Here is a 21,802-nt window from a genome sequence, read left to right on the forward strand (position 1 = left end):
CATCCATGCGGTACGTACGGCCTGCGTGGAACGCAAGGTGAAGACGTACCGCCTCCCAATGATATGTGCGGCTTCGGGCCGGAGGAAGGCGAAGACGTACGACCTTTCCCCTCAATGATGCGTGCGGATTTCGTCGTGCGGAAGGCGAAGGCGTACGACTTGTACGTCGAGTCTTCCGCACGGCGAAAGACGCTCCGTCATGAAGTAATGCGTGTGTCCTGCGTGGAACGCAAGGTGAAGACGTACGACCTTCCCCTCTCAATGATGTGTGCGGATTTCGTCGTGCGGAAGGCGAAGGCGTACGACTTGTACGTCGAGTCTTCCGCACGGCGAAAGACGCTCCATCATTGGGCTTCGACCTTGATGGGCTGGCGCTCGGCGCCGACAGCCTGTATCTTCGCGTCCGTTCCCTGCTTGGGCACGTACAGCGCGACGACGTTCACGTAGGTGACCTTCATGGTGCTGGTGGCCTTGCCCTTGCCGAAGAGGGCCTTTTCGGCATCGGATGCGGGGAGGGATTCGCGACCTTCGCCGGCGGCGCGGACCCATTCGGAGTTGATTTGCGCGACGACGAGGTCGCCGTTGTCGCCGGCGGCCCTCATGATGCGGATCTGGTCGGGTTCGACGGTGAATTTCTGGGATTGGGTGCCTTTGTTGGCGGCGATTCCCTTCTGCACGGTGGCGGTGAGCTCGGTGAGGTCGTCACGCAGCTGGTCGTCGCCGAATTCCTTGGCGTACTGGCTTTTGGCGCCGTTCTGGAGGACGTCGGCGTAGTGGGCGACGGCGTCTTCCGGGGTGGCGACGAGGCCGGTGTCCTTGGCAGTGCCCATGGAGGAGCCGAGCTTGGGGACCTCGAAGGCGGGCAGCTGGGCGCCCTGGAAGAGTCGTGCGACGGCCCAGAGCTTGTAGTTGCTGCGGGCGTCCTCCTGGTTGAGGACGAGGAGTCGCTGCGACTGCTGGTCGTCGGTGGTGGTGGTGATGGTGAAGACGGAGCGCGGCCAGCTGGAGTCGGTGGGGATCACGGTCTGGCTGATCTTCGAGGGGATGGTACTGCGCTTGTCGAGCGAGTTGGTGGCCTTGGCGATGGTGAGCTGGCTGGTGCGTACGGCGAGCTCGGGGCCTTCGACGCGTTCGGAGAGTCCGCTGGCGTCCTTGGCCTGATCGGCCTTGGTGAGGGTGTCGAGCACCGAGGTGCGGATCTTGCGTTCCTTGGCTTCGGTCATGACGGGCGCGGACGCGGTGGCGGTCGGTGTGGTCACCTGCGGCACGCGTTCCTCGCATGCGGCGACCATCGGCAGCATGGCCACGATGAGGGATGCCGTGGCGACGCGGCGCAGTTTCGAGGCGTTCATCACTTGCCCTCCTTGGTTGTCTCGTCGGTTTCGTCGGTGTTCTCGTCGGCGCTGCCATCGGCTGCGGAATCGTTCGCTTCGCTCGATTCCTCGCCGGCGTTCGCGGCGGCCTGGTTGGCGGCGTTCTCCGCGGCCAATCGGGCGAAGTAGTCCTGCAGTTCGTCGGCGGTGATCTGCGATGTCGAGGTTCCGACCTCGGTGTCATCGCCGCTGCCGCCCGCGTCGGCACCGTTCGGTTCGACGGTATCGACGCCGTGGGCGTCGGTCTCCCCCGGCGTGAATTCGATGCTCGGGCCGCTTGCGGCGTCGGAGCCCGGCGTCTGCTGTTCGAGCATGTTGACGGCGGTGACGTCGAGGATGGCCGGACCGGAGGCGGACTCGCCGACCGCCGCCGTTGCGTTTTCGGTGGCTTCGACAGCCGCTTCGGCCTCGCGGTTCCTGTGTCGGCGAGAACGGCGATGGGAGTGACGGCGTTCACCTCGGCGTCGCGACGACGATTCGGAACGGCCGTGCATCCAGTGCGGACGCTCGCCGGGTTCCGGTTCCGGCTCGGGTTCGGCCGGGGACTCGACCTGCTTCTTGCGGCGACGATGGTCTTCGATGGAGAAGATGGTGGCGACGAGCACGGCCATGATGACGAGCAGACCGCCCACGAAGTAGAACGGCGTGGCGAAATCAGGCACCTGCGCACGCGTCCAGCTCATGGTGACGGTGGCGTCGGCTGCGGCGTTCGCGTCGGTCGAGCCGGCATTGGCGTCGATGAGCACGACGCGATCGCTGCCGGCGCCCTTCCACTTGAGCGTGGCGGAGCCCTGTCCGCACTGCACGGACTCCCACATGTCGGAGTCCTGGAATGCGACGCCCTGGCTATCGTTCTGACCGTTGGACGCGGATGCGGAGGACGACGAGCCGCTTCCCGAATCGTCGGCGTCGATCTTCGTCTGCTGCGTGGAGAACTTCTGCCAGGTCTCCAATCCGCTGATTCGCGTGTACTGCTGGCCGGAGAGCCAACCGGTCGCGTCGCGCGGCGCGGCGACGGCGACGCAGACCTGTGCGTCGGATGCGCTCTTGACGGTGATGTCGACGGTGTTGTCGGCGAGCGCCAGCACGCCGGGGTCGCTGACAACGTACTGGGTGGTCGTCTGCGCCGAGGCGGCGACGTGCGGGTTCGGCTTCCAGACGGTCATGTTGAGGGCGCCGAACACGAATGATGCGACGGCCAGCACGGCGAGGATCGGCGTGACGATGCCGCGCAGGATCTTCTTGCGCTTGGCGTGACGCTGCTTGGCGATCTGCGCGAGTTCCTCGTCGCTCAGCTTCGGCGCGGGCTGCTCGCCGGCGGCGGGCGCATTCGCGTCACCGGATTCGCTGCCGTCGGCGACGCCGGTCGCAGGCTCAACACCGGTCACCGGGGCGATCGTCGTGGTGGCGAGGTCGGCGACGTCCGACGGCTTGAACACCGTCGTCGCTTCGGCGTCGGTGTTCGTTTCGGATGCGGTGTTGGATTCGGGCGCGACGTTCGGCTCGGCAGCGGCCGGGCTCTCGCCGGCCGACTGCGTTTCGTCCGACGGCTGCGCATCGGCCGATGCTTCGGCGTCGCGTCCGTGGCGCCTCCTGCGACGACCGCCGAACGCGAAGGCGAACAGTCCCCTGTGCTGTTCGACGTCGTCGCGGCTGACGGTGTCGTCGTCGAGGTCCTTGTCGGATTCGTCGGATTTCGCAGCGGCCGCATCGGCGTTCGCGGCCGGGGTCGGGCCACCGTCATGAGGATGCTCGCCGCCCGACGTCGCGGGAACGGCGAAGACGCTGGAATCGTAGACGGACGGGAAATCGGCGGTCGCCGAGAATTCCGGCGACACGGTCGGCACGTCGGCTTGGGCAGCATCGGCATGTGCAACGGCGTCATGCGAGTCATCGTCATGCGTTGTCGCCGTCCGCTTGTCATCGGTCTTCGATCCGTCGGCGGAATCGATGCCGGAAGCGGCGGCGGAGGCGGCCCCGGCATCACGCGTGCCGGCGGGACGGTTCGTCCGCTCGCCGCGGACGCCGGCCAGATCGAACAGGCTCAGCTCGCCCGTGGAACGGACCTTGTCGTCGGATTCCCCCGAATCGTCCGGCGAGGCCGCGCCGAGCACGATATCGTCCAGCGACGGCGGACGATACAGTTTGTCGAACGGCGAATTTCCAACGCTTTCGGGTATGCCGACGCCATCGGCGGAGGCGTCCGTCGAGAAAGAAGAATGCTGTGAGGATGATGCTGCGGCCTGCTTCGCGTCCTGTTCGCGGGCGGCCGTCGAGTTCCTGTCGTCATCCTGATGCTGCAGGTTCATGTCACTCATATTGTCTGCCATTCTACAATCCCCTATGCACCTCGATTCCGCCCGAGGCCTCGGAACGGTCAGGAAATACCGTTAGAGTAGTGGTTTATGCGCGATTACTTCTCAATCATTCGTAGCCACTCCCGTCGTATTCTGGCAGTGGCCTGTGCCGCGGCGATGACCGTTTCGCTGGCCGCCTGCGCGGACGGCTCGGAAAGCAAGGATTCGTCCTCGTCGTCGTCCACCTCGAAGACCGTTTCCGGTCTGACCAAGATGACCGGCATCACCGCCACCGGCGAGCTCGGCAAGAAGCCGAAGGTCACGTTCAAGACCCCGTTCAGCGTGAAGAACAACTCCTATCAGATTCTGCAGGAGGGCAACGGCGAGGCCGCGACCGACGGCGACCGCCTGTGCACGCAGCAGATCATCCTCGACGCGAAGAGCGGCGAGGAGGTCGCCAGCACGTGGTCGGACGATGCTCCCGAGTGCGGCATCCTCATCGGCAAGAACTCCATCGACGAGGCGTACTACAACCTGTTCAAGGGTCTGAAGGTCAACACCACGCTGGCGATTGGCGTGAACAACTCCTCGTCGTCGAGCTCGTCGACGTCGTCCACGCTGGAGCAGTACATCAACGTGATGACCATCGTCTCGAAGTCGAAGTCGCTCACCCGTGCCGAGGGCGACAAGGTGACGAACATCCCGTCGAACCTGCCGAAGGTCACGCTCGACAAGAACGGCAAGCCGTCGCTTGATCTCAACGGCTACAAGCCGGGCGACAAGCTCGTGGTGCAGACGCTTATCAAGGGCAAGGGCGCGAAGGTCAAGGAGTCGAACACCGTGAGCGCGAACTACACGGGCTGGCTGGCCAGCAACGGCAAGCAGTTCGATTCGTCGTGGGATCGCGGTTCGGCCTCCGACTTCGCGTTGAACGCCGTGGTCAAGGGCTGGACGCAGGGTCTGACCGGGCAGACGGTCGGCTCGCAGGTGCTGCTCATCATCCCGCCGAGCCTCGGCTATGGTTCGGAGGAGCAGAACGGCATTCCGGCGAATTCCACGCTGATCTTCGTGGTCGACATCCTCGCCGCGTACTAAACGCCGGGTCCGCTATAACGAAAGAAGCTCCCTCGCGACACTCGTGAGGGAGCTTCTTTATGCCGTAAATGCCCATGGCGACCGTCTCACCCAATCGTCGAATAATGCGTGCGGCATTGGTCGAGTGGGGAACGAAGGCGCTGAGCCGTCAAGCGGACGGTCCAGTGGACCGTCCGTAGGCGATGCGAGCGCGATTTATCGAGCGCGAGGACGCATAGTTCAAATACGTCGAGTTCACCAGTCGGCCAATGACGCTCCATTATTCGGCGATTTCAGAAGAGGCGGAGGGTGTCATCCTCAGTCCCCTTCATCTCGTCGTAGTCGAGGATAAGACATTCGAAGCCGCGGTCCTTGGCGAGGACCTGCGCCTGGGGGCTGATGGTCTGGGCGGCGAAGATGCCGCGTACGGGGGCGAGCAGCGGGTCGCGGTTGAGGAGTCTGCAGTAGCGGGTGAGCTGTTCGACGCCGTCGATGCCGCCGTTGCGTTTGATTTCGATGGCGACGTGGGTGCCGTCGGCGTCGATGGCCATGATGTCGACGGGGCCGATGGCGGTGGGGTATTCGCGGCGGACGAGCTTGGCGCCTTCGCCGATGCGTTCGATCTGCTCGGCGAGATAGCGCTGCAGATGGTCCTCCACGCCGTCCTTGACGAGGCCGGGGTCGATTCCGAGATCGAAGTCCTGGTCGGAGTAGACGTGGTAGAGGGAGACGACGAGTACGTCGGAGCTTTTGTCGGCGGCGACGCGCAGTTTTTTCACCGGCTGGTGGATATCGCTGGGGATATCCTCGTCGGGTTCGACGTCGAGCTCCTTGATGGTGCAGGGGGCGGCCATCCAGTTGAGCGGCTTGTAGGAGCCGAGCTCGGAGAAGATGAGGCAGCTGGAGTCGGCCTTGATGAGGATGACTCGCCTGGCTTCGGGAAGTGAGGCGTTGAGCCGGCCGGAGTATTCGGCCGAGCAGTCGGCGACGATAATACGCATACGGCACAGAATAGAAAAGGACGCGGACCGTGCATAGGCGCACGGTCCGCGTCCTTTACGGCGCGATAGGCGAAATCACTCGCCTTCGGTCACGGGCTGGGCCTCTTCGCAGGTCTCCACGGCCACGGTGAGCTTGTTGGAGTCGAACGAGATGAAGCCGTCGGTCACCTTGAAGCCGAGGACGTTGCCGTCCGGCTCGGTAACCTTGACCAGTCCGTCGTTGGTGGCGGTCAGCACCGGCTCGTGGTCGGCGAGGATACCCATGGAACCCTCGGAAGCCGGTAGCGAGACCATCGTCGCCTCGCCCGACCAGACCGGTCGGTCGGCGGCGACGATGTTCACCTTCAGCGTTGGCTTGTTGGAGGCGGCCATCAGGCTGCGTACTCCTTCTGCATCTGGTGCCACTTCTCCTCGAGGTCCTCGATGCCGCCGATGCCGGAGAACGCCTGCTCCGGGACGTCGTCATACACGCCGTCGCAGATGCGCTTGAAGGCCTCGATGGTCTCGTCCTTCGGCACGTAGGAGCCGGGACGGCCGGTGAACTTCTCGGCCACGTAGAAGTTCTGACCGAGGAACTGCTCGATCTTACGGGCACGGTTGACGGTGGTCTTGTCCTCTTCGCCGAGCTCGTCGATACCGATCAGGGCGATGATGTCCTGCAGCTCCTTGTTACGCTGCAGAATCGCCTTGACGCGGTTGGCGGTCTCGTAGTGGGCCTGACCGACGTAACGCGGGTCGAGGATTCGCGAGGTGGAAGCCAGCGGATCCACGGCCGGGTAGATGCCCTTCGAGGCGATCTCACGGGAAAGCTCCGTGGTCGCGTCGAGGTGGGCGAAGGTCGTGGCGGGGGCCGGGTCGGTGTAATCATCGGCCGGCACGTAGATGGCCTGCAGGGAGGTGATGGAGTGGCCTCGTGTGGAGGTGATTCGCTCCTGCAGAGCACCCATCTCGTCCGCCAGGTTCGGCTGGTAGCCCACTGCGGAAGGCATACGGCCCAGCAGCGTGGACACCTCGGAACCGGCCTGGGTGAAGCGGAAGATGTTGTCGATGAACAGCAGCACGTCCTGGTTCTGCACATCGCGGAAGTACTCCGCCATGGTCAGAGCGGTCAGCGGGACGCGCAGACGGGTCCCCGGGGGCTCATCCATCTGGCCGAAGACCAGTGCGGTCTTCTCGAGAACGCCGGCCTCCTCCATTTCGCCGATGAGGTCGTTGCCCTCACGGGTACGCTCGCCGACGCCGGCGAACACGGACACACCGCCGTGGTTCTGGGCGACTCGCTGGATCATCTCCTGGATGAGCACGGTCTTGCCGACGCCTGCACCACCGAACAGACCGATCTTTCCACCCTGCACGTACGGGGTGAGCAGATCGATGACCTTGATGCCGGTCTCGAACATCTGGGTCTTGGACTCCAGCTGGTCGAAGGCGGGCGGGTTGCGGTGGATCGGCCAGCGGTCCTTGATGGTGATGGTCTCGTCGGCCTTCTTGTTGAGGATGTTGCCGGAGACGTCGAACACGTGGCCCTTGGTCACGTCGCCGACCGGCACCTCGATCGGGCCGCCGGTGTCGGTGACGAAGGCGCCACGAACCAGACCATCGGTAGGCTTCAGGGCGACGGCGCGCACGATGGAATCACCCAGGTGCTGCTCGACCTCAAGCATGATCTTGTGGCTTTCCTCGCCCTCGGTGCTACCGGTGGCGGCGATTTCAACCGTCAATGCGTTATAGATATCGGGCAGGTGACCTGCAGCGAACTCAATATCGATAACCGAGCCTTGGACACGAACAATGCGGCCCTGCGTGGCTTCCGAGGCATCAGTCTCGGACGCCGTTGCCGCAGCTACATTTACTGCCATGGCGCTCCTATTCTTTCTCGTTGTTCAGTGCGTCAGCACTGCCGATGATCTCGGTAAGTTCCTGAGTAATCGCGGCCTGACGCGTGGCGTTGAGCTTGCGCGTCAGTTCGTCGATCAGGTTGCGTGCGTTGTCCGTGGCGGTGTGCATGGCGTTCTGCCTGCAAGCCGTCTCCGATGCCGCGCTGGTGAGCAGGCATTCGTGGATGCGGGACTGCACGTACTTCGGGAGGACGCGATCGAGGACTTCATCACGACTGGGCTCGAAGGAGTAGAGCGGGCGGGCCTCGGGAGCTCCCGACGCCTCGGCCTTCTCATCGTCTTCGACGCTGACGAGCTCCACCGGCAGCATGCGCAGGATGCGCACCTTCTGCACCACCATGTTCACGAATTCGGTGAACACGATGTAGAGTTCGCTCACGCCGCCTTCCTCGGCCGGCTTCATGTAGGCATCCAGCAGGGCCTTGGAGATCTCCTCGGCGACTTCGACGCCGGGGGCATCCGTGTTGCCCTCCCAGGTGCCGCGCACATCGCGGCCACGGTACTTGTAGTACGTGACGCCGCGGCGGCCGTAGACATAAAGCTCGGGCTTCTTGCCCTGGTCATCAAGCTTGGCCAGCAGGCTTTCCGTCTCGCGAATGATCGACGAGGTGTAGGCGCCTGCCATGCCTCGATCCGCCGTGAGGGCGAGGACGGCCACGTTCGGGTTGTCCTCGTCCTTCCTCACGATCGGATGCGAGATATGGGTGTGCTGGGCCAGAGCCTGGACGGCATCGAAAATCGCATCGGAGTAAGGCTTCGCGGCCAAGGCCACGTTGCGGGCCTTGGCGATGCGCGAGCTTGCGATCATCTCCTGCGCGTTGAAGATCTTCTCCAACGACGCGGTGGAGGCGATACGCGCCTTATATGCGAGTTGCGATGCCATGGATTACTCCTCTTCCGCCTTGGTGGAAGCCTTGCGTGCGACCAGCTTCTCCTGCTCGACCGGGGTGTCGGTCTTCTCGACCGGCTTCTCGGCGACGAGCGGGGTGCCGTCGTGCTGCACGAAGGTGCCGCGGAACTCCTCGACCGCCTTGTCCAGGGCGGCTTCGGTCTCGTCGGTGAACTGCTCGGTCTCGCGGATGGTCTTCAGGATGTCGGTGTTGTGGTCGACGTAGTCCAGCAGGCCATGCTCGAACGGCAGCACGTCCACGAGGTCGAGGTCATCGAGCTTGCCGTGGGTACCGGCCCACACGGAGACGACTTCCTGTTCCATCGAGTACGGGGAGAACTGCGGCTGCTTGAGCAGCTCGGTCAGGTGGGCGCCTCGGTTCAGCTGGGCCTTGGATGCCGCATCCAGATCGGAGGCGAACATGGCGAAGGATTCCAGCGAACGGTACTGCGCCAGCGAGATCTTCAGCGTACCGGAGACCTTCTTCAGCGCCTTGGTCTGGGCCGCGCCACCGACTCGGGACACGGAGATGCCGACGTCCACTGCAGGACGCTGGTTGGCGTTGAACAGGTCGGACTGCAGGAAGATCTGGCCGTCCGTGATGGAGATGACGTTGGTGGGGATGTAGGCCGAGACGTCGTTCGCCTTGGTCTCGATGATCGGCAGGCCCGTCATCGAGCCGCCGCCGAGATCATCGGATACCTTCGCGCAGCGTTCGAGCAGACGCGAATGCAGGTAGAACACATCGCCCGGGTAGGCCTCACGCCCCGGCGGGCGACGAAGCAGCAGCGAAATCGAACGGTAGGCTTCGGCCTGCTTCGACAGATCGTCGAAGACGATGAGCACGTGCTTGCCGTGGTACATCCAGTGCTGGCCGATGGCCGAGCCGGTGTACGGCGCGATGTACTTGAAGCCGGCGGAGTCGGAAGCCGGGGAGGCCACGATCGTGGTGTACTCCATGGCGCCCGCCTCTTCGAGGGACTGGCGCACGGAGGCGATGGTGGAACCCTTCTGGCCGATGGCCACGTAGATGCAGCGGACCTGCTTCTTCGGGTCTCCGGACTCCCAGTTGGCCTTCTGGTTGATGATGGTGTCGATCGCGATGGCGGTCTTACCGGTCTGGCGGTCGCCGATGATGAGCTGGCGCTGGCCGCGGCCGATAGGCGTCATGGCGTCGATGGCCTTGAGGCCGGTGGACAGCGGCTCGTCGACCGGATGACGGTGCATCACGTCCGGGGCCTGGGCCTCGAGGATTCGACGACCTTCACTCTTGATTTCCCCCAGGCCGTCGATGGGCTGGCCCAGCGGGTCGACGGTGCGGCCGAGGTAGCCGTCGCCGACCGGCACGGAGAGCACGTCGCCGGTGCGGCGCACTTCCTGGCCTTCCTCAATGCCTGCGAAGTCACCGAGAACGACCACGCCGATTTCGCGGGCATCCAGGTTGAATGCCAGGCCGAGCGTGCCGTCTTCGAACTTCAGCAGCTCGTTGGCCATGCATCCGGGGAGACCCTCCACGTGCGCGATGCCGTCGCCAGCGGTCCGGACGGTGCCGACCTCTTCGGTCGGAGTCTCGGACGGCTTGTAGGACTCGACGAAGTCGTCGAGCGCCTGGCGTATCGCCGCGGGATCGATGGTCAATTCTGCCATTGATCACTCCTTTTGTTGTTTGTATTCAAGAACGTTCTTTCAGCTTGCCGGAGCCGACCGAAGGTCAGGCGACGGCTCGCTTGAGATGCTGCAGTTGGGCCGCAACGGTGTTGTCGGTGACTTCCGACCCCACCTGGATGCGCATGCCTCCGAGGACGCGCGGATCGACCACGCTGTTGACGAACACCTGACGACCAAGCTTCTTGGCGTAGACCGCCTTGATCTTCTGGAACTGTTCGTCCTTCAGCGGGATCGCGCTCGTCACCGTGACCATGGAACGGTCGCGGTGGGTCGCCACGACGTCGATCAGCCAGTTGATCGTCGACAGGAATCGACGGTTGCGCAGATCGCGGGTGGCGTGCTCCGCCAGGTCCATGGTGATCGGGTCGAGGGCCTGCCCCTTGAGCAGGTTCTTCAGGAACCTCACACGTACTTCGGGCTTGGCGTGCGCGTCGGACAGACGCTGACGCACGACCGGAAGGGTGAGCAGCGCGGAGGCCAGCTCCGACAGCTCGATGGACACGGTCGAGCACGCATTGCGCACATCGGCGGCGCACAGCAGTGCGTCGACGGCCAGGTCCTCGGTGGCGTCCGCGATGTCGGCGGGCTTGCTCCAGCGCTGGGCTGCGAGACCTTCGGCGATCTCGACGGTCAGCGGCGTTGCCTTGCCCTGCAGAATCGTGGAGACCAGCTTCACCTTGCTCTCGGCCGGGTACGCGGGATCGGTCAGCGCGCGGGAAAGCGCACGGTTGTCGTCGAACGCCGCGGCGAGGTCGAACAGCTCGTCGCCCACGGTCTTCGCCTCGGCGCCGGCCTTGGCCAGCTTGTCGGCGAAGGACTCACGCAGTGCCTTCACCGAGCTCTTTGAAGTCTCTCCATACATCGAAAGTTCACCTCCTGCCCTTTGCTTCGCGAGTTTTCACCTGTCCAGCCATGCTCACTTGGCCTTTCCGGCGGGGTCCTTGTCGATGCCGTCGATCATGGAATCGATCATCGAGGACTGCACGTCGGCGTCCGAGAGCTTGCTGCCCAGGATCTTGCCGGCCAGGGCCGTCGCCAGAGCGCCGACCTCGCCCTTGAGGCTCACGAGAGCCTGCTGCTGCTGAGATTCGATGGACTTCTGCGCGTTCGCGGTGATCTGCGCCGCATCGGCCTCCGCCTTGGTGCGGGCGTCCGCGATGATGTGCGAGGCCTCGGTGCGCGCGTCGTCGCGAATCTTCGCGGCGTCGACGCGGGCCGTGTTGAGCTGGTCCTCGTACTTCTTCTTGGCGGCGTCGGCATCGGCCTGGGCCTTCTCGGCCTTGGCGATGCCACCCTCGATCTTGGCGGCCCTTTCGTCGAAGATCGCCTGGAACTTCGGCAGGAAGAACTTATAGAAGAATATGGCGACGACGATCAGGATGACCGTGGACCAGATGATGTCATAGTCCTCCGGAAGGAACAGCGCGATGCCGCTCTTGCTTTCCGCAAATGTCTCCATATCCGCCTCCTTTCACTTCACTCGTCTGGATTACTTACCGTGGTCCAGAGGATCAGGCGGTGAAGATGAAGCCGGAGATGAAGCCGAGGAGGGCAAGGAACTCGATCAGACCGAAGCCGATCCACATCAGGGTCTGGATACGGCCACCGAGCTCGGGCTGGCGGGCGGTGGCTTCAATGGCCTTGCCGAACACGATGCCGACGCCGATGCCGGGGCCGATGGCGGCGAGGCCGTAGCCGATGGCGCTCAGGTTACCGGTCACCTCTGCGAGAGTGATGAGATCCATTGTTGTTTCCTTTCTTTTGTGTTCGTAAGACTACGAATCAAAAAAATCCTTTTAGAGAACCGTATTGAATTATGAAAACTGATTGTGCCGCGACGGTGCCGCACGATAGGGAATCCTTGACGCCACGCGCACCGACGTTGTGCGTTGGCCGTTCAAAGGCGACGGGGATTCGGAATCGTCGGTCAGTCGACCTCGGGGTAGCTCATGTTGATGTACACCGACGAGAGCGTGGCGAAGATGAACGCCTGCAGGTAGGCCACGAAGGCCTCGAACAGGGTCATGATGAAGCCGAACGCGAAGGTCACCACGCCGGCGGCCATCATCATCTTGTTCTCGGTGAGAATCAGGAAGAACTGCGTGGCCGAGAAGCACAGCGCCACGATGAGGTGGCCTGCGATCATGTTGGCCAGAAGTCGCAGCGTCAGCGATGCCGGGCGGATGATCAGGATGTCGATGAGCTGCATCGGGACGAGCAGGATCAGCACCGGGAACGGGACGCCGGGAGGGGTGCATTCCTGCTTGAGGTAGCTCAGCAGGCCCTGCTCACGGCAGGCCGCGATCCAGTACTGCACGAACGTCCACGCGGCGAAGATCAACGGCATCATGATGGTTGCCGTGGCCGCGATGTTCATGCCGGGGATGATGCCGCACAGATTGAATAGGAAAATGGTGAAGAAGATCGTGGTGATCATCGGGACGTAACGCTTGCCGCGCAACTCACCCATGACCTCGTAGACGATCTTGTCTCGAACGTAGTCGAGTCCCCATTCGACGAATCCTTGCCAGCGGCCGGGAATCAGCTTCGCACGGGATGCCGTGATTCCGAGAATCAGCAGCATCACGACCGTCATGATCACACGGACCATGATGATCCTGTTCATGGCGAACGGCGTGCCAGCGAAGATGATCTCCGGAGGGAGGAATTCATCGATAGAGGGGATTTCAGGGCCTGACTGCGCGGCCAACACCGCGCCTGCAGCCCCTGTAAATGCTGCAACGCCTGCCATACTGCGTGCCTCCTCTTAATCGAACCTGAACCAATATAGCGCTTTTTGCGCAGATATTGTGTCACGAACGTTAACGCGCAGTATGTCTTCTTTGCATGCCTGCGCGCGCCTCCAATCACATACAGACTACCGGAATTTCGACGTTTATAAAGCGTTCGTTTTCGGGTGTCGCGCGAGGGTTTTTCCTTTTCGAGGCGGGCCGCAAATCGCGTGCATACGTCGTCGTTGCCTGATTTTGCGCCGTTTCTCGCGTTTCATGACATGCGAACGGTCTCAAAACCACGCCCATTATTCGGGCATTCAAACCCGGCAATATGGTCATTATGTGGACGCTTCGGCGAGAACGAGGGCGGCTGACTTGCGCATGGAGGTGCACCGGTACACGTCGCTATAACGACACGAACGGGCGGTGGTGTCGGATTTCATCGCCGACACCGCCGCCCGAAACGTCGGATATTTCGATGCGCGGCCCGTCTCGCCAACGGCGTGTCGTTATCGAAAAGAGACGCTCACCGCTCGATCACGCCGTAGCCGCAGCCGTCGAACGTATGGAAATCGTCACCGCGCGGGCCGGCGGGCGAACGACGATAGCGGCGGTCGGTGCCGAGGCGCTTCTCGGCGCGAAGCTGCGGCACCTCCGTCAGGTCGTACGGCGTGGTCTGGTACACCCAGTTCAGCCAGTTGCGCCACAGCAGGTTCGCATGGGAGCGCCACGCGAACAGCGGCTCCTGGCTCGGATCGTCGTGCGGGAAGTAGTTCGTCGGGAACGGCACGTTCTTCAGGCCCCGCGCCATGTCGCGCTCGTATTCCTCGGCGAGCGTCCACTTGCCGTATTCCCAGTGGCCGAGCGCGAACACCTCGGAGAAGTCACGCGTGGCGACCAGCCCCGGGCCGCTCTCCGGCCCCCAGGTGAGCACCTGCAGGTCGGGATTCTCGCGGATGTCGTCCATGTCGACGTCGGCGAGACGCGAATGCGGCTGCAGCGCGATCTCGTCGAATCCGTTCGTGATGAAGCAGTATTCGTCCTGCAGACGCTGCGGGAACACGCCGAACGTCTTCTTCTCCAGCAGATGCTTCCTCACGCCATAGCGATGGTAGAGGGCGCCCATCGCACCCCAGCACAGATACATGGTGGAGAACACGTGCGTGCTCGCCCAGTCGAGGATGCGCTTGAACTCGTCCCAATAGTCGACTTCCTCGAACGGCATATGCTCCACGGGAGCGCCGGTGACGACCAGACCGTCGTAGTAGTTGTGCTCGAAGGCGTCAAGATTCTCGTAGAACTTCAGCAGATGGTCGCGGCTGGTGTGCGTGGCCTCATGCGTCGACGTCTTCATGAAGTCGACGTCCACCTGCAGCGGGGACTTGGAGATGAGCCTCAGCAGCTGGGTCTCCGTCTCGATCTTCTTGGGCATCAGATTGAGGATGACCAGACGCAGCGGACGGACGCGCTGCTTGACCGCGTCGTCGCTTTCCAGCGCGAAGATGCGTTCGGAGTCGAGTATCGCACGGGCCGGCAGACCCTTCGGAATCTTGATAGGCATGTATCCAATTATTGCAGTGTTGTATGGCGGATGTCATGTCGTGGACGCATTATCGCCGCCGGCCACAACGTTTTCCCTTATGCCCCGCCATCGACTCCGGCTATCACCACCAAGACCCGACATTTTCGACACGCCGATAAAACCCAATGATTACAACGATTATTGACTTGATATTCCCCATATGGCGAATATCGAATTGACTTCCCTCAGAAAGTACGTATAGTAATACAGGTTGCCCGAGATAACGGGCCGACGCGGGGTGGAGCAGCTCGGTAGCTCGCTGGGCTCATAACCCAGAGGTCCATGGTTCAAATCCATGCCCCGCTACCAAGTAAAAGACCGTCGCAGTAATGCGACGGTCTTTTTTTATTTCATATCAGCCCGATGTCGTCAGCTGCGGCGACGGATGGCGGCGAGCATGAGGCCCACGGTGACGAGCGCGGCGGCGCCGGCCCCCATCAACGGGATCGCCTGCCCCACGCCGGTGACCGGCAGGGAGCCCGGCCGTTCGGGCTGCGGCTCCTGCGGCTCCTCGGGCGCCGGCTCCTCGGGCTCCTCCTCCACGGTGGTGATCTCGCCGTCGATACCGAGCGGATGGGAGTCGATGACCTCGCCTTCGGGGCTCCACAGCGTGGCCTTCCAATACACCTTGCCGGGCTTGTCGGCCTTGACGCCGGGACTGACCACGGTCTGCGCCGTCTTTCCTGCGTCGAGTTCCACACGCGCCTCGTCGAGGATGCGCGATCCGGTTCCGGGCTCCACGCCGTCGGCCACCGGTTCGTAGGCGGTGAATGTCACGTATGATCCGGATTCCAATCGTCCGGTCACCTTGGCGCTGTCGAGGAATTCCTTGCCCACGGTGGTGACCGGTGGAATCACGGCGGTGGTGATGTTGGGCGAGTGCCGTTCGCCATCCGGTTCGATGTATACGCGCTCCCATGCGTCGTCGTAGGCGCTGGTCACCGCCTGCACGCGGTCGTCGCCGGAGAACGAGTAGACGAATACGTAGTATCCGGCCCGTTCGGCGGTGATGGTCACCGGCTTGCCGTCGGCGTCGGCCACTCCCCCGCCGACCTTGATGCGCCCGTTTTTCGCAGGGTATTCCCATGTGCCGATGCGCCTGTGGTGGTCGTCCTCCTTGGGAACGGTCGCTCCGCTTGGCTTGTACTGCTTGTTGTTCCCGGGATTCTCGGCGTCGCCGGCCCACCATACGCTCACCTGCGCGCGTTCGACGTCGGCGCCGAAGCCGTATTCCTCGCTCCCCTTGAATTCGCCGTGGTCGTCGGGGAATCCGGTGACGGTTATCTGGTCGCTGAGTTCGGAGCCGATCACTCCGGTGTGTTCGGTGGCGGTGGAGTCCACGGCGGCGGGAGTGCGCACGGAGAGCGTCTCGGGCTGTTCCATCAGCGCGCTGGAGAAGTCGGCGCGCACCCATTCGCGCACGGACGCGTCCTGCCGCTCCCTATCCACCGTCCATACCCAGGTGCCGAAGCCGGTGTGTCCGTTTCCGCCGGATCGGTATGGCTCGTCGCCGTCGGGCGCGGTCACGGCGCGGACCTCCCTGCTTTGCCCGGCGCCGGTGAATTCCGCCGTGCCGTATGCGGCCGGCGAATATCCGGCGGCCTTAAGACGGGCGAGGAAGTCCTTGGACGTTTCCCCCGTCTTCGGTGCGATTCCCTGTCCCAGCGCCTTGGGCTTGATGCCGGCGAAATAGTAGCCGTCGGCTTTTATGGTCGCACCGCTTTTCCATGTGTCGCCGTCGGCGATCGTCGACGTTACCCTATCGGTCACCTCGTCGCCCGCATCGACGACCTTGCCGCCGACCACGGTGGTGAGCCCCGGCTGGAAGGTCTTGACCACGTCGAAGGTCACGACGTCCTTCTTCTCGCTTGCCGAGGTGCCGTAGCGCAGATAGTCCTGGCCGCTGGTCAGCCGTTCGATCGTGCCGTGGTCATAGGAGACGTTCGTGGTCACGGATCCGGCGTCGGTGGCTTTCCACGCGAGGCGTATGGTCTTGGCCGCGGTTTTGCCGCTCGCCGTGTTCCTGCCATTGTCGAAGGTCGCCGGTCCGGTGAGTTTCACGGTGTAGGGCACGCCCGTCACCTTTGCTCCGCCCGAGCCGGTAATCTCGATGTCCACGTATCCGCTGCGCTTGCCTTCGAGATATGTGACCGTCGCCGACGTCGTCGTGGCCACCCGGCCGGCGGCCTCCTTCCACAGGGCGTCGGCCCGGGCCTGCACGGTCGGATGCTCCTTGAGGAACGCGGCCTTGCGCTGCTGCCACAATGGTTTGTCGAGTGCTTCGAAGTGGTCGTGGATCAGCATGGCGATGGCGGCCTGGGTGGTCGGGTCGGTGTTCGACTGGTAGGCGTCGGCCAGGTACGCGACCTGGCGCGCCGCCGTGGAATCCTTGATGGCCGTGGCTTCGCCGTATTCGTATGATGCGGGCACGCCGGTCTCGATGCAGTAGGCGTTCCGTCCGTTCGGCGCGACGGCGATGACGCCGATGTTGTACCGCTCGCCGTCGAAGGTGTACCACAGCTGACTGTCGACGGGCGCGTGCATGGTGGCCGCCGAGGCCAGCCCGACGGAGCCCAGGCCCATCATCACGACGACGCCGGCGATGAGAGACCGGCATATTCTCCGCCGCATGGCCCCCATTGCCCCCGGCTTTCGCCGATATCGACGCGGCCGCTGCCGAAATATCCGTCCCCGAATCGTGTTCGGGGAATCTGCGAGTGTGTGGTTCGGCATTGTTCCCATCCTTCCTTGTGAATGTTCCGCCTCGCGGGCGGGAGCGGATGAGAACGACGATGCCAGAGCGGCGTATGCCAAGGCCAGTCATACGGGCAATGTTGACGAACGTGGCCGGAAACGGGTCCGACGACGGCCCGATGTGGACGGGCCGACGGCCTTCCACAATCCCGCGGTTTCCCGAGTCCGTTCGTTCACGAGAATGTGGACGGCTTCACCGGCATCCACAACGTTCGCCCCGAAAACGAACATCGGCGGTGTGGATGGCCCGAACGGGCGTCCACACCGCCGACGATGGATTCCACGGCTCCGGATTACTTGACGAACTCCTCGGGATGCTTGGCGAAGGCGGCGGCGCAGCCGGCGCCGCAGAAGTAGTAGGTCCTGCCGTCGTAGTCGTGGCTGGCGGCGGCCTTGGCCGGGTCCACGCTCATGCCGCACACGGGGTCGGTTTCCGATCCGCCGTGATGCATCCGCATGCCGCCCATATCGTGTCCCACATGTCCTTCGTGCTCGTTCTTGCGGCTGAACAATGCCATGATGGTTCCTTTCTGTTGGTTCCGTTGACGATTCCTTTGAATCGAAATCCTATAGGGCTTCACGCGTTCGGGGTCGAAACCGTTCAGGCGTCCGGCGTTCGTCACCACCGACAGCGACGAGCAGGCCATGGCCGCGCCCGCGATCATCGGATTGAGCAGCATGCCCACGAACGGGTACAGCACGCCGGCGGCCACCGGAATGCCGATGCCGTTGTAGCCGAATGCGAAGCCGAGGTTCTGACGGATGTTGCGCATGGTGGCGTGCGCCAGGTCGATGGCCGTGACGACTCCCTGCAGCGAGCCGTTCATCAATGTGATCTGCGCGGATTCGATGGCCACGTCGGTGCCGGTGCCGACGGCGAAGCCGACGTCGGCACGCACCAACGCCGGCGCATCGTTGATGCCGTCGCCGACCATGGCGACCACGCGGCCCTCGGCCTTCAGCCGCGCCACCTCGTCGGCCTTGTTCTCCGGCCGCACTTCGGCCACCACATGTTCGATGCCGACCTCGCCGGCGACGGCCTTGGCCGTGCGTTCGTTGTCCCCGGTGAGCATGACCACGTCGACGCCTCGCGAACGCAGCGTCGCGACGGCCGCCTTCGACGTCGGCCGCACGACGTCGGCCACGGCCACGACGGCGGCGAGCAGCCCGTCGACGGCGACCAGCACCGGCGTCTTGCCTTCGGCGGCGAGCCGGTCCATGGCGAAGAATACGTCATCCACAGTCTCGCCGGCCGCGTCGGGCATGCCGATGTCATGGTCGTCCATATATTCCGCATTGCCCACGAGTACGCGCCGTCCGTCGGCGAGCGCCTGCACGCCTCCGCCGGCGGACGACCGGAATTCCGACGGCTTCGGCATGTCGACGCCACGCGAGCGGGCGCCGGCGACGATGGCCGCGGCCAGGGGATGTTCGGAGTCGTGTTCGGCGGCCGCAGCGAGACGGAGCACATCGTCGTCATGACCATGCCATGCGCCGAACGCGACGATGTCGGTCAACTGCGGCCGACCTTCGGTGATGGTGCCGGTTTTGTCGAGTACGACGGTGTCGATGCGCGCCGCGGTCTCCAACGCTTCGGCGGATCGGACGAGCACGCCGTATCGCGCGGCCTTTCCGGTGGCGATGGTGATGGACAGCGGCGTGGCGAGTCCGAGCGCGCAGGGGCAGGCGATGACCAGTACGGAGACGGCGGCGACCAGCGCGTGGGTGATGCGCGGTTCGGGGCCGAATGCGTACCAGAGCGCACACGCCCAGATGGCGATCAGCACGACGACGGGCACGAATATGGACGAGACCTTGTCGGCGAGGCGCTGCACCGGCGCCTTCGAGCTTTGCGCCGCCTTGACCAAGGCCACGATCTGCGAGAGCACGGTGTCGGCGCCGGTCGTCGTCACGCGGTAGCGCAACGATCCGGCGCCGTTGACGGTCGCGCCGGTCACGGTGTCGCCGGTGGTTTTGCGTATGGGCATGGATTCGCCGGTGATCATCGATTCGTCGACCGATGATTCACCGGAGACGACCGTGCCGTCGGCCGGCAGCTGTTCACCCGGCCGCACGACGACGATGTCGCCGACGACGACCCGTTCGGCGGGGATTTCGATTTCCTCGCCGCCGCGTTCGACGCGCGCGGTCTTGGGGCGTAGCGCGACGAGGCTTCTCACCGCCTCGTCGGTGCCGGCGCGGGCGCGGGCCTCCAGCACCTGGCCGACCAGCATGAGGGTGATGATGGTGCCGACGGCTTCATAGTACGGTTCGCGCGAGGCGACGGGCAGAATCCGCGGCGCAAAGGTGACGACGAGGCTATAGGCCAGCGCCGCCATGGTGCCGACGGTGATGAGCGCGTTCATTTCGGCGCTGCGATGGCGGATGGCCGCCCATCCGCTGACGTATATGGGCCGGCCGGAGTAGAACACGACCGGCAGCATGAGCAGCAGCTGCACCCATGACTCGAGATGGTACAGGTGGAACATCGCCGCCATGAACACCGGCAGCGTGCAGACGGCGGCGACGATGAAGCGCCGCACGAGGGTGCGGAACTCCTTGCGGGCTGCGGCGTCCGCGGTATCGTCTTTGGCGGCCGTCGAATCGTCGTTCCGCACAATATCGGCCGTATCGGCGGCGTCAACGTCGGCGGAGTCCATGTTGGTCGCATCTGCGGAACGTGAATCATTGCGAGACCCCATCGTGCCGACGGCGACGCTTTCATTCGCGGAATCATCCGCCGGCGCATCGCCGTTCCTCGGCGCCGCCGCACCACGCCTTCCCGGCAATACGCGCAGCGTGCCGTGCAGCATGTTCATGCCGCAGGCGAAGCCGAAGTCACCGGATTCGGTCGGCGTCAATCGGACGGTCGTCGTGCGGAACGGCGGCAGTTCCCTGTCGATGCCGAAATCGGGAAACACGACATGCGACGAGCATTCGCCGGTCTCCTTGCGGTCGAAGACCAGATTCACCGGCACGCCGGCCTCGACCTCGATGACCGACGGACTGTATCCGCCCTGCACGGCGATGACGGCCTCCTGCTCGCCGTCGTTCATCGTCGCACGATACGCCTTGCGCGGCGCGAGGAAGAACCAGATGACGCCCGCACTCAACACGAGCGCCAGCACCAACGCCACGATAGTTCCCATAGTCATCTCCTTGCATCCACGGACCACCATATACCCCATAGGGGTATAATGCAATCAGCAATTCACCCAAGGCAGACACCACACGGCCCGGTCGCATATAGGGCGACCCTCGGCTACGGGGAGCATACATTGGGGGAACATATATTAAGGAGCGATCCCATGAGACGAGCCTCATCGGCCCCGCCCACCTCGCGGGCCACGAAGACGCCAGCGGCAGCGTCGCCGACGACAGAGACGACGGAGCCGTCGGCATCGTCAGGTGCGACCCGCCCGACGGAGCGTCTTTGCACCCACTGCCACGACAACGGAACGCATGACGCCGACGCCGACGCCGCCGCACCACACGACGCCCACCATGACGCAGTCGACGGCGCCCACAACGGATATGACGCCGACCAGAAGAAGATCCTCGCCCGGCTCAGCCGCATCGAGGGGCAGATTCGCGGCATCAGGCAGATGACCGAGAACGGCGAATACTGCATCGACATCCTCACCCAGATCGCCGCGGCGAACAGCGCGCTGAAATCGGTGGCGATGCTGCTGCTCGACGACCATCTCAACCATTGCGTGCGGCAGGCCGCCGCCGAAGGCGGGGACGTCGCCGACGAAAAGCTCAATGAGGCCAGCGCCGCGATACGCCGCCTCGTCAAGTCATAAAACAAGGTCAAGTCACAAAACAAGTAAAACAAGTCACAAAAAGGCGGATACCCCCGTAGGAGGCATCCGCCTATGACGCATAGGTCAATCATCACGACCGACGGGAACGAATGGGCGACGTCGACGATTCGGCGAGACCCGTCGGCCGGACGATCACCAGTGGTTGGCGCCGGGGCCTTCGAACTTCACGTTGAAGCCGCGCTCGTAGTGCAGGTACATGTTGGCGCCGTAGCGATCGACGTCACGGTGGGTGAAGAGCATACGGATCGCGAACGCGGTCTGCACGTCAAGCGGCAGAGCGCGGAACGCCTTGTAGGCATCCCAGCCGTCACGGGCGACGGCCTGGTCGGAGACGAACGCGTAGCCGTAGCCATCCTCGTTCACGTAGCCGAGGAAAGGCAGGTCCCAGGCGTCGTGCTCGGTCAGCGCGGCCTTGTAGTCCTCGACCTTGGCGAGGGCTTCGTCCGAAATGCCAAACGAACGAGCCACACGGTTGGCCTCCGCCGTCTTGCGATCGGCATAGGCGCCATAGAGTGAGGTATCGACGGTAATCTGCTTGTTATCCGCCATGGTCATCCTTTCCCCTCGCACACTCACCACTGAGCGCGCGGTTTTCGTTTCGCGTGTGAGATGTAACACAAAATGCAACATCCGACGCTGGTTTGCGTTCATGACATCAACCGGTTTAGTTGATGTGCACAAGTAACACCATACCCCATATTTTT

17 protein-coding genes and 1 tRNA gene are annotated in these 21,802 nt (G+C 63.6%); 3 read left to right on the plus strand and 15 right to left on the minus strand.

Annotated features, from left to right (window positions below; genetic code table 11):
• Positions 1 to 344: 344 nt before the first annotated feature.
• A complete protein-coding gene (locus CS006_RS02190) occupies positions 345 to 1,352 on the minus strand; it encodes a hypothetical protein (RefSeq protein WP_100510125.1) in 1,008 nt (335 codons plus the stop codon).
• Positions 1,352 to 3,691 carry a hypothetical protein gene (locus CS006_RS02195; protein ID WP_100510126.1) on the minus strand — a complete coding sequence of 780 codons (2,340 nt, stop codon included), beginning with the start codon at positions 3,689 to 3,691 and terminating at the stop codon, positions 1,352 to 1,354. The genes CS006_RS02190 and CS006_RS02195 overlap by 1 nt, the downstream gene beginning before the upstream one ends.
• Positions 3,692 to 3,778: 87 nt before the next feature.
• Here CS006_RS02195 and CS006_RS02200 point away from each other — a divergent pair, with 87 nt between their 5' ends.
• Complete coding sequence (locus tag CS006_RS02200; RefSeq protein ID WP_423734820.1) at positions 3,779 to 4,765, plus strand: FKBP-type peptidyl-prolyl cis-trans isomerase; 987 nt, start codon at positions 3,779 to 3,781, stop codon at positions 4,763 to 4,765.
• 272 nt (positions 4,766 to 5,037) lie between these two features.
• Here CS006_RS02200 and nucS read toward each other — a convergent pair whose 3' ends face one another.
• The 10 genes from nucS to CS006_RS02250 form a co-directional block, all read right to left on the minus strand.
• A complete protein-coding gene (gene nucS / locus CS006_RS02205; protein ID WP_100510128.1) occupies positions 5,038 to 5,745 on the minus strand; it encodes an endonuclease NucS in 708 nt (235 codons plus the stop codon).
• Positions 5,746 to 5,820: 75 nt separating this feature from the next.
• Positions 5,821 to 6,117 carry a F0F1 ATP synthase subunit epsilon gene (locus CS006_RS02210; RefSeq protein ID WP_100510129.1) on the minus strand — a complete coding sequence of 99 codons (297 nt, stop codon included), beginning with the start codon at positions 6,115 to 6,117 and terminating at the stop codon, positions 5,821 to 5,823.
• Positions 6,117 to 7,604, minus strand: a complete 1,488-nt coding sequence (atpD, locus tag CS006_RS02215) for a F0F1 ATP synthase subunit beta (RefSeq protein ID WP_100510130.1) — start codon at positions 7,602 to 7,604, stop codon at positions 6,117 to 6,119. Before atpD ends, CS006_RS02210 begins: the two co-directional genes overlap by 1 nt.
• A gap of 7 nt (positions 7,605 to 7,611) precedes the next feature.
• Complete coding sequence (locus CS006_RS02220) at positions 7,612 to 8,526, minus strand: F0F1 ATP synthase subunit gamma (protein WP_100510131.1); 915 nt, start codon at positions 8,524 to 8,526, stop codon at positions 7,612 to 7,614.
• Positions 8,527 to 8,529: 3 nt separating this feature from the next.
• Complete coding sequence (gene atpA, locus CS006_RS02225) at positions 8,530 to 10,179, minus strand: F0F1 ATP synthase subunit alpha (protein ID WP_100510132.1); 1,650 nt, start codon at positions 10,177 to 10,179, stop codon at positions 8,530 to 8,532.
• Positions 10,180 to 10,243: 64 nt separating this feature from the next.
• Positions 10,244 to 11,062 (minus strand): F0F1 ATP synthase subunit delta, encoded by an 819-nt coding sequence (locus tag CS006_RS02230; RefSeq protein WP_100510133.1) that lies wholly within the window; start codon positions 11,060 to 11,062, stop codon positions 10,244 to 10,246.
• A gap of 54 nt (positions 11,063 to 11,116) precedes the next feature.
• Complete coding sequence (locus CS006_RS02235) at positions 11,117 to 11,659, minus strand: F0F1 ATP synthase subunit B (protein WP_100510134.1); 543 nt, start codon at positions 11,657 to 11,659, stop codon at positions 11,117 to 11,119.
• A 52-nt stretch (positions 11,660 to 11,711) separates the two neighbouring features.
• The gene (atpE, locus tag CS006_RS02240; RefSeq protein ID WP_100510135.1) at positions 11,712 to 11,945 is read right to left on the minus strand and encodes an ATP synthase F0 subunit C; all 234 of its coding nucleotides are present in this window, start codon (positions 11,943 to 11,945) and stop codon (positions 11,712 to 11,714) included.
• Positions 11,946 to 12,127: 182 nt separating this feature from the next.
• Positions 12,128 to 12,952, minus strand: coding sequence for a F0F1 ATP synthase subunit A (atpB, locus tag CS006_RS02245; protein WP_100510136.1), 825 nt, complete (start codon positions 12,950 to 12,952; stop codon positions 12,128 to 12,130).
• A gap of 509 nt (positions 12,953 to 13,461) precedes the next feature.
• Positions 13,462 to 14,496: a homoserine O-succinyltransferase gene (locus CS006_RS02250; protein WP_100510137.1), complete on the minus strand. Its 1,035-nt coding sequence runs from the start codon at positions 14,494 to 14,496 to the stop codon at positions 13,462 to 13,464.
• A gap of 253 nt (positions 14,497 to 14,749) precedes the next feature.
• Between CS006_RS02250 and CS006_RS02255 the strand changes: the two genes are divergently transcribed.
• Positions 14,750 to 14,826 (plus strand) — tRNA-Met (locus tag CS006_RS02255).
• A 60-nt stretch (positions 14,827 to 14,886) separates the two neighbouring features.
• On the opposite strand, the gene CS006_RS02260 is transcribed toward CS006_RS02255, so the two are convergent.
• Together CS006_RS02260 and CS006_RS02265 are read right to left on the minus strand one after the other, a co-directional pair.
• Positions 14,887 to 17,148, minus strand: coding sequence for a peptidase (locus tag CS006_RS02260; protein WP_133119513.1), 2,262 nt, complete (start codon positions 17,146 to 17,148; stop codon positions 14,887 to 14,889).
• Between the two features lie 416 nt (positions 17,149 to 17,564).
• Positions 17,565 to 20,420 (minus strand): heavy metal translocating P-type ATPase, encoded by a 2,856-nt coding sequence (locus CS006_RS02265; RefSeq protein ID WP_100510139.1) that lies wholly within the window; start codon positions 20,418 to 20,420, stop codon positions 17,565 to 17,567.
• A gap of 405 nt (positions 20,421 to 20,825) precedes the next feature.
• Here CS006_RS02265 and CS006_RS10900 point away from each other — a divergent pair, with 405 nt between their 5' ends.
• A complete protein-coding gene (locus CS006_RS10900) occupies positions 20,826 to 21,077 on the plus strand; it encodes a metal-sensitive transcriptional regulator (protein ID WP_243386684.1) in 252 nt (83 codons plus the stop codon).
• 153 nt (positions 21,078 to 21,230) lie between these two features.
• Here CS006_RS10900 and CS006_RS02275 read toward each other — a convergent pair whose 3' ends face one another.
• Entirely contained in the window at positions 21,231 to 21,647 is a 417-nt protein-coding gene (locus CS006_RS02275; protein ID WP_100510141.1) for a glycerophosphodiester phosphodiesterase, read from the minus strand.
• Positions 21,648 to 21,802: the final 155 nt, after the last annotated feature.

Origin of the sequence: Bifidobacterium primatium (assembly GCF_002802875.1) — a bacterium.
GTDB classification, from domain to species: domain Bacteria; phylum Actinomycetota; class Actinomycetes; order Actinomycetales; family Bifidobacteriaceae; genus Galliscardovia; species Galliscardovia primatium.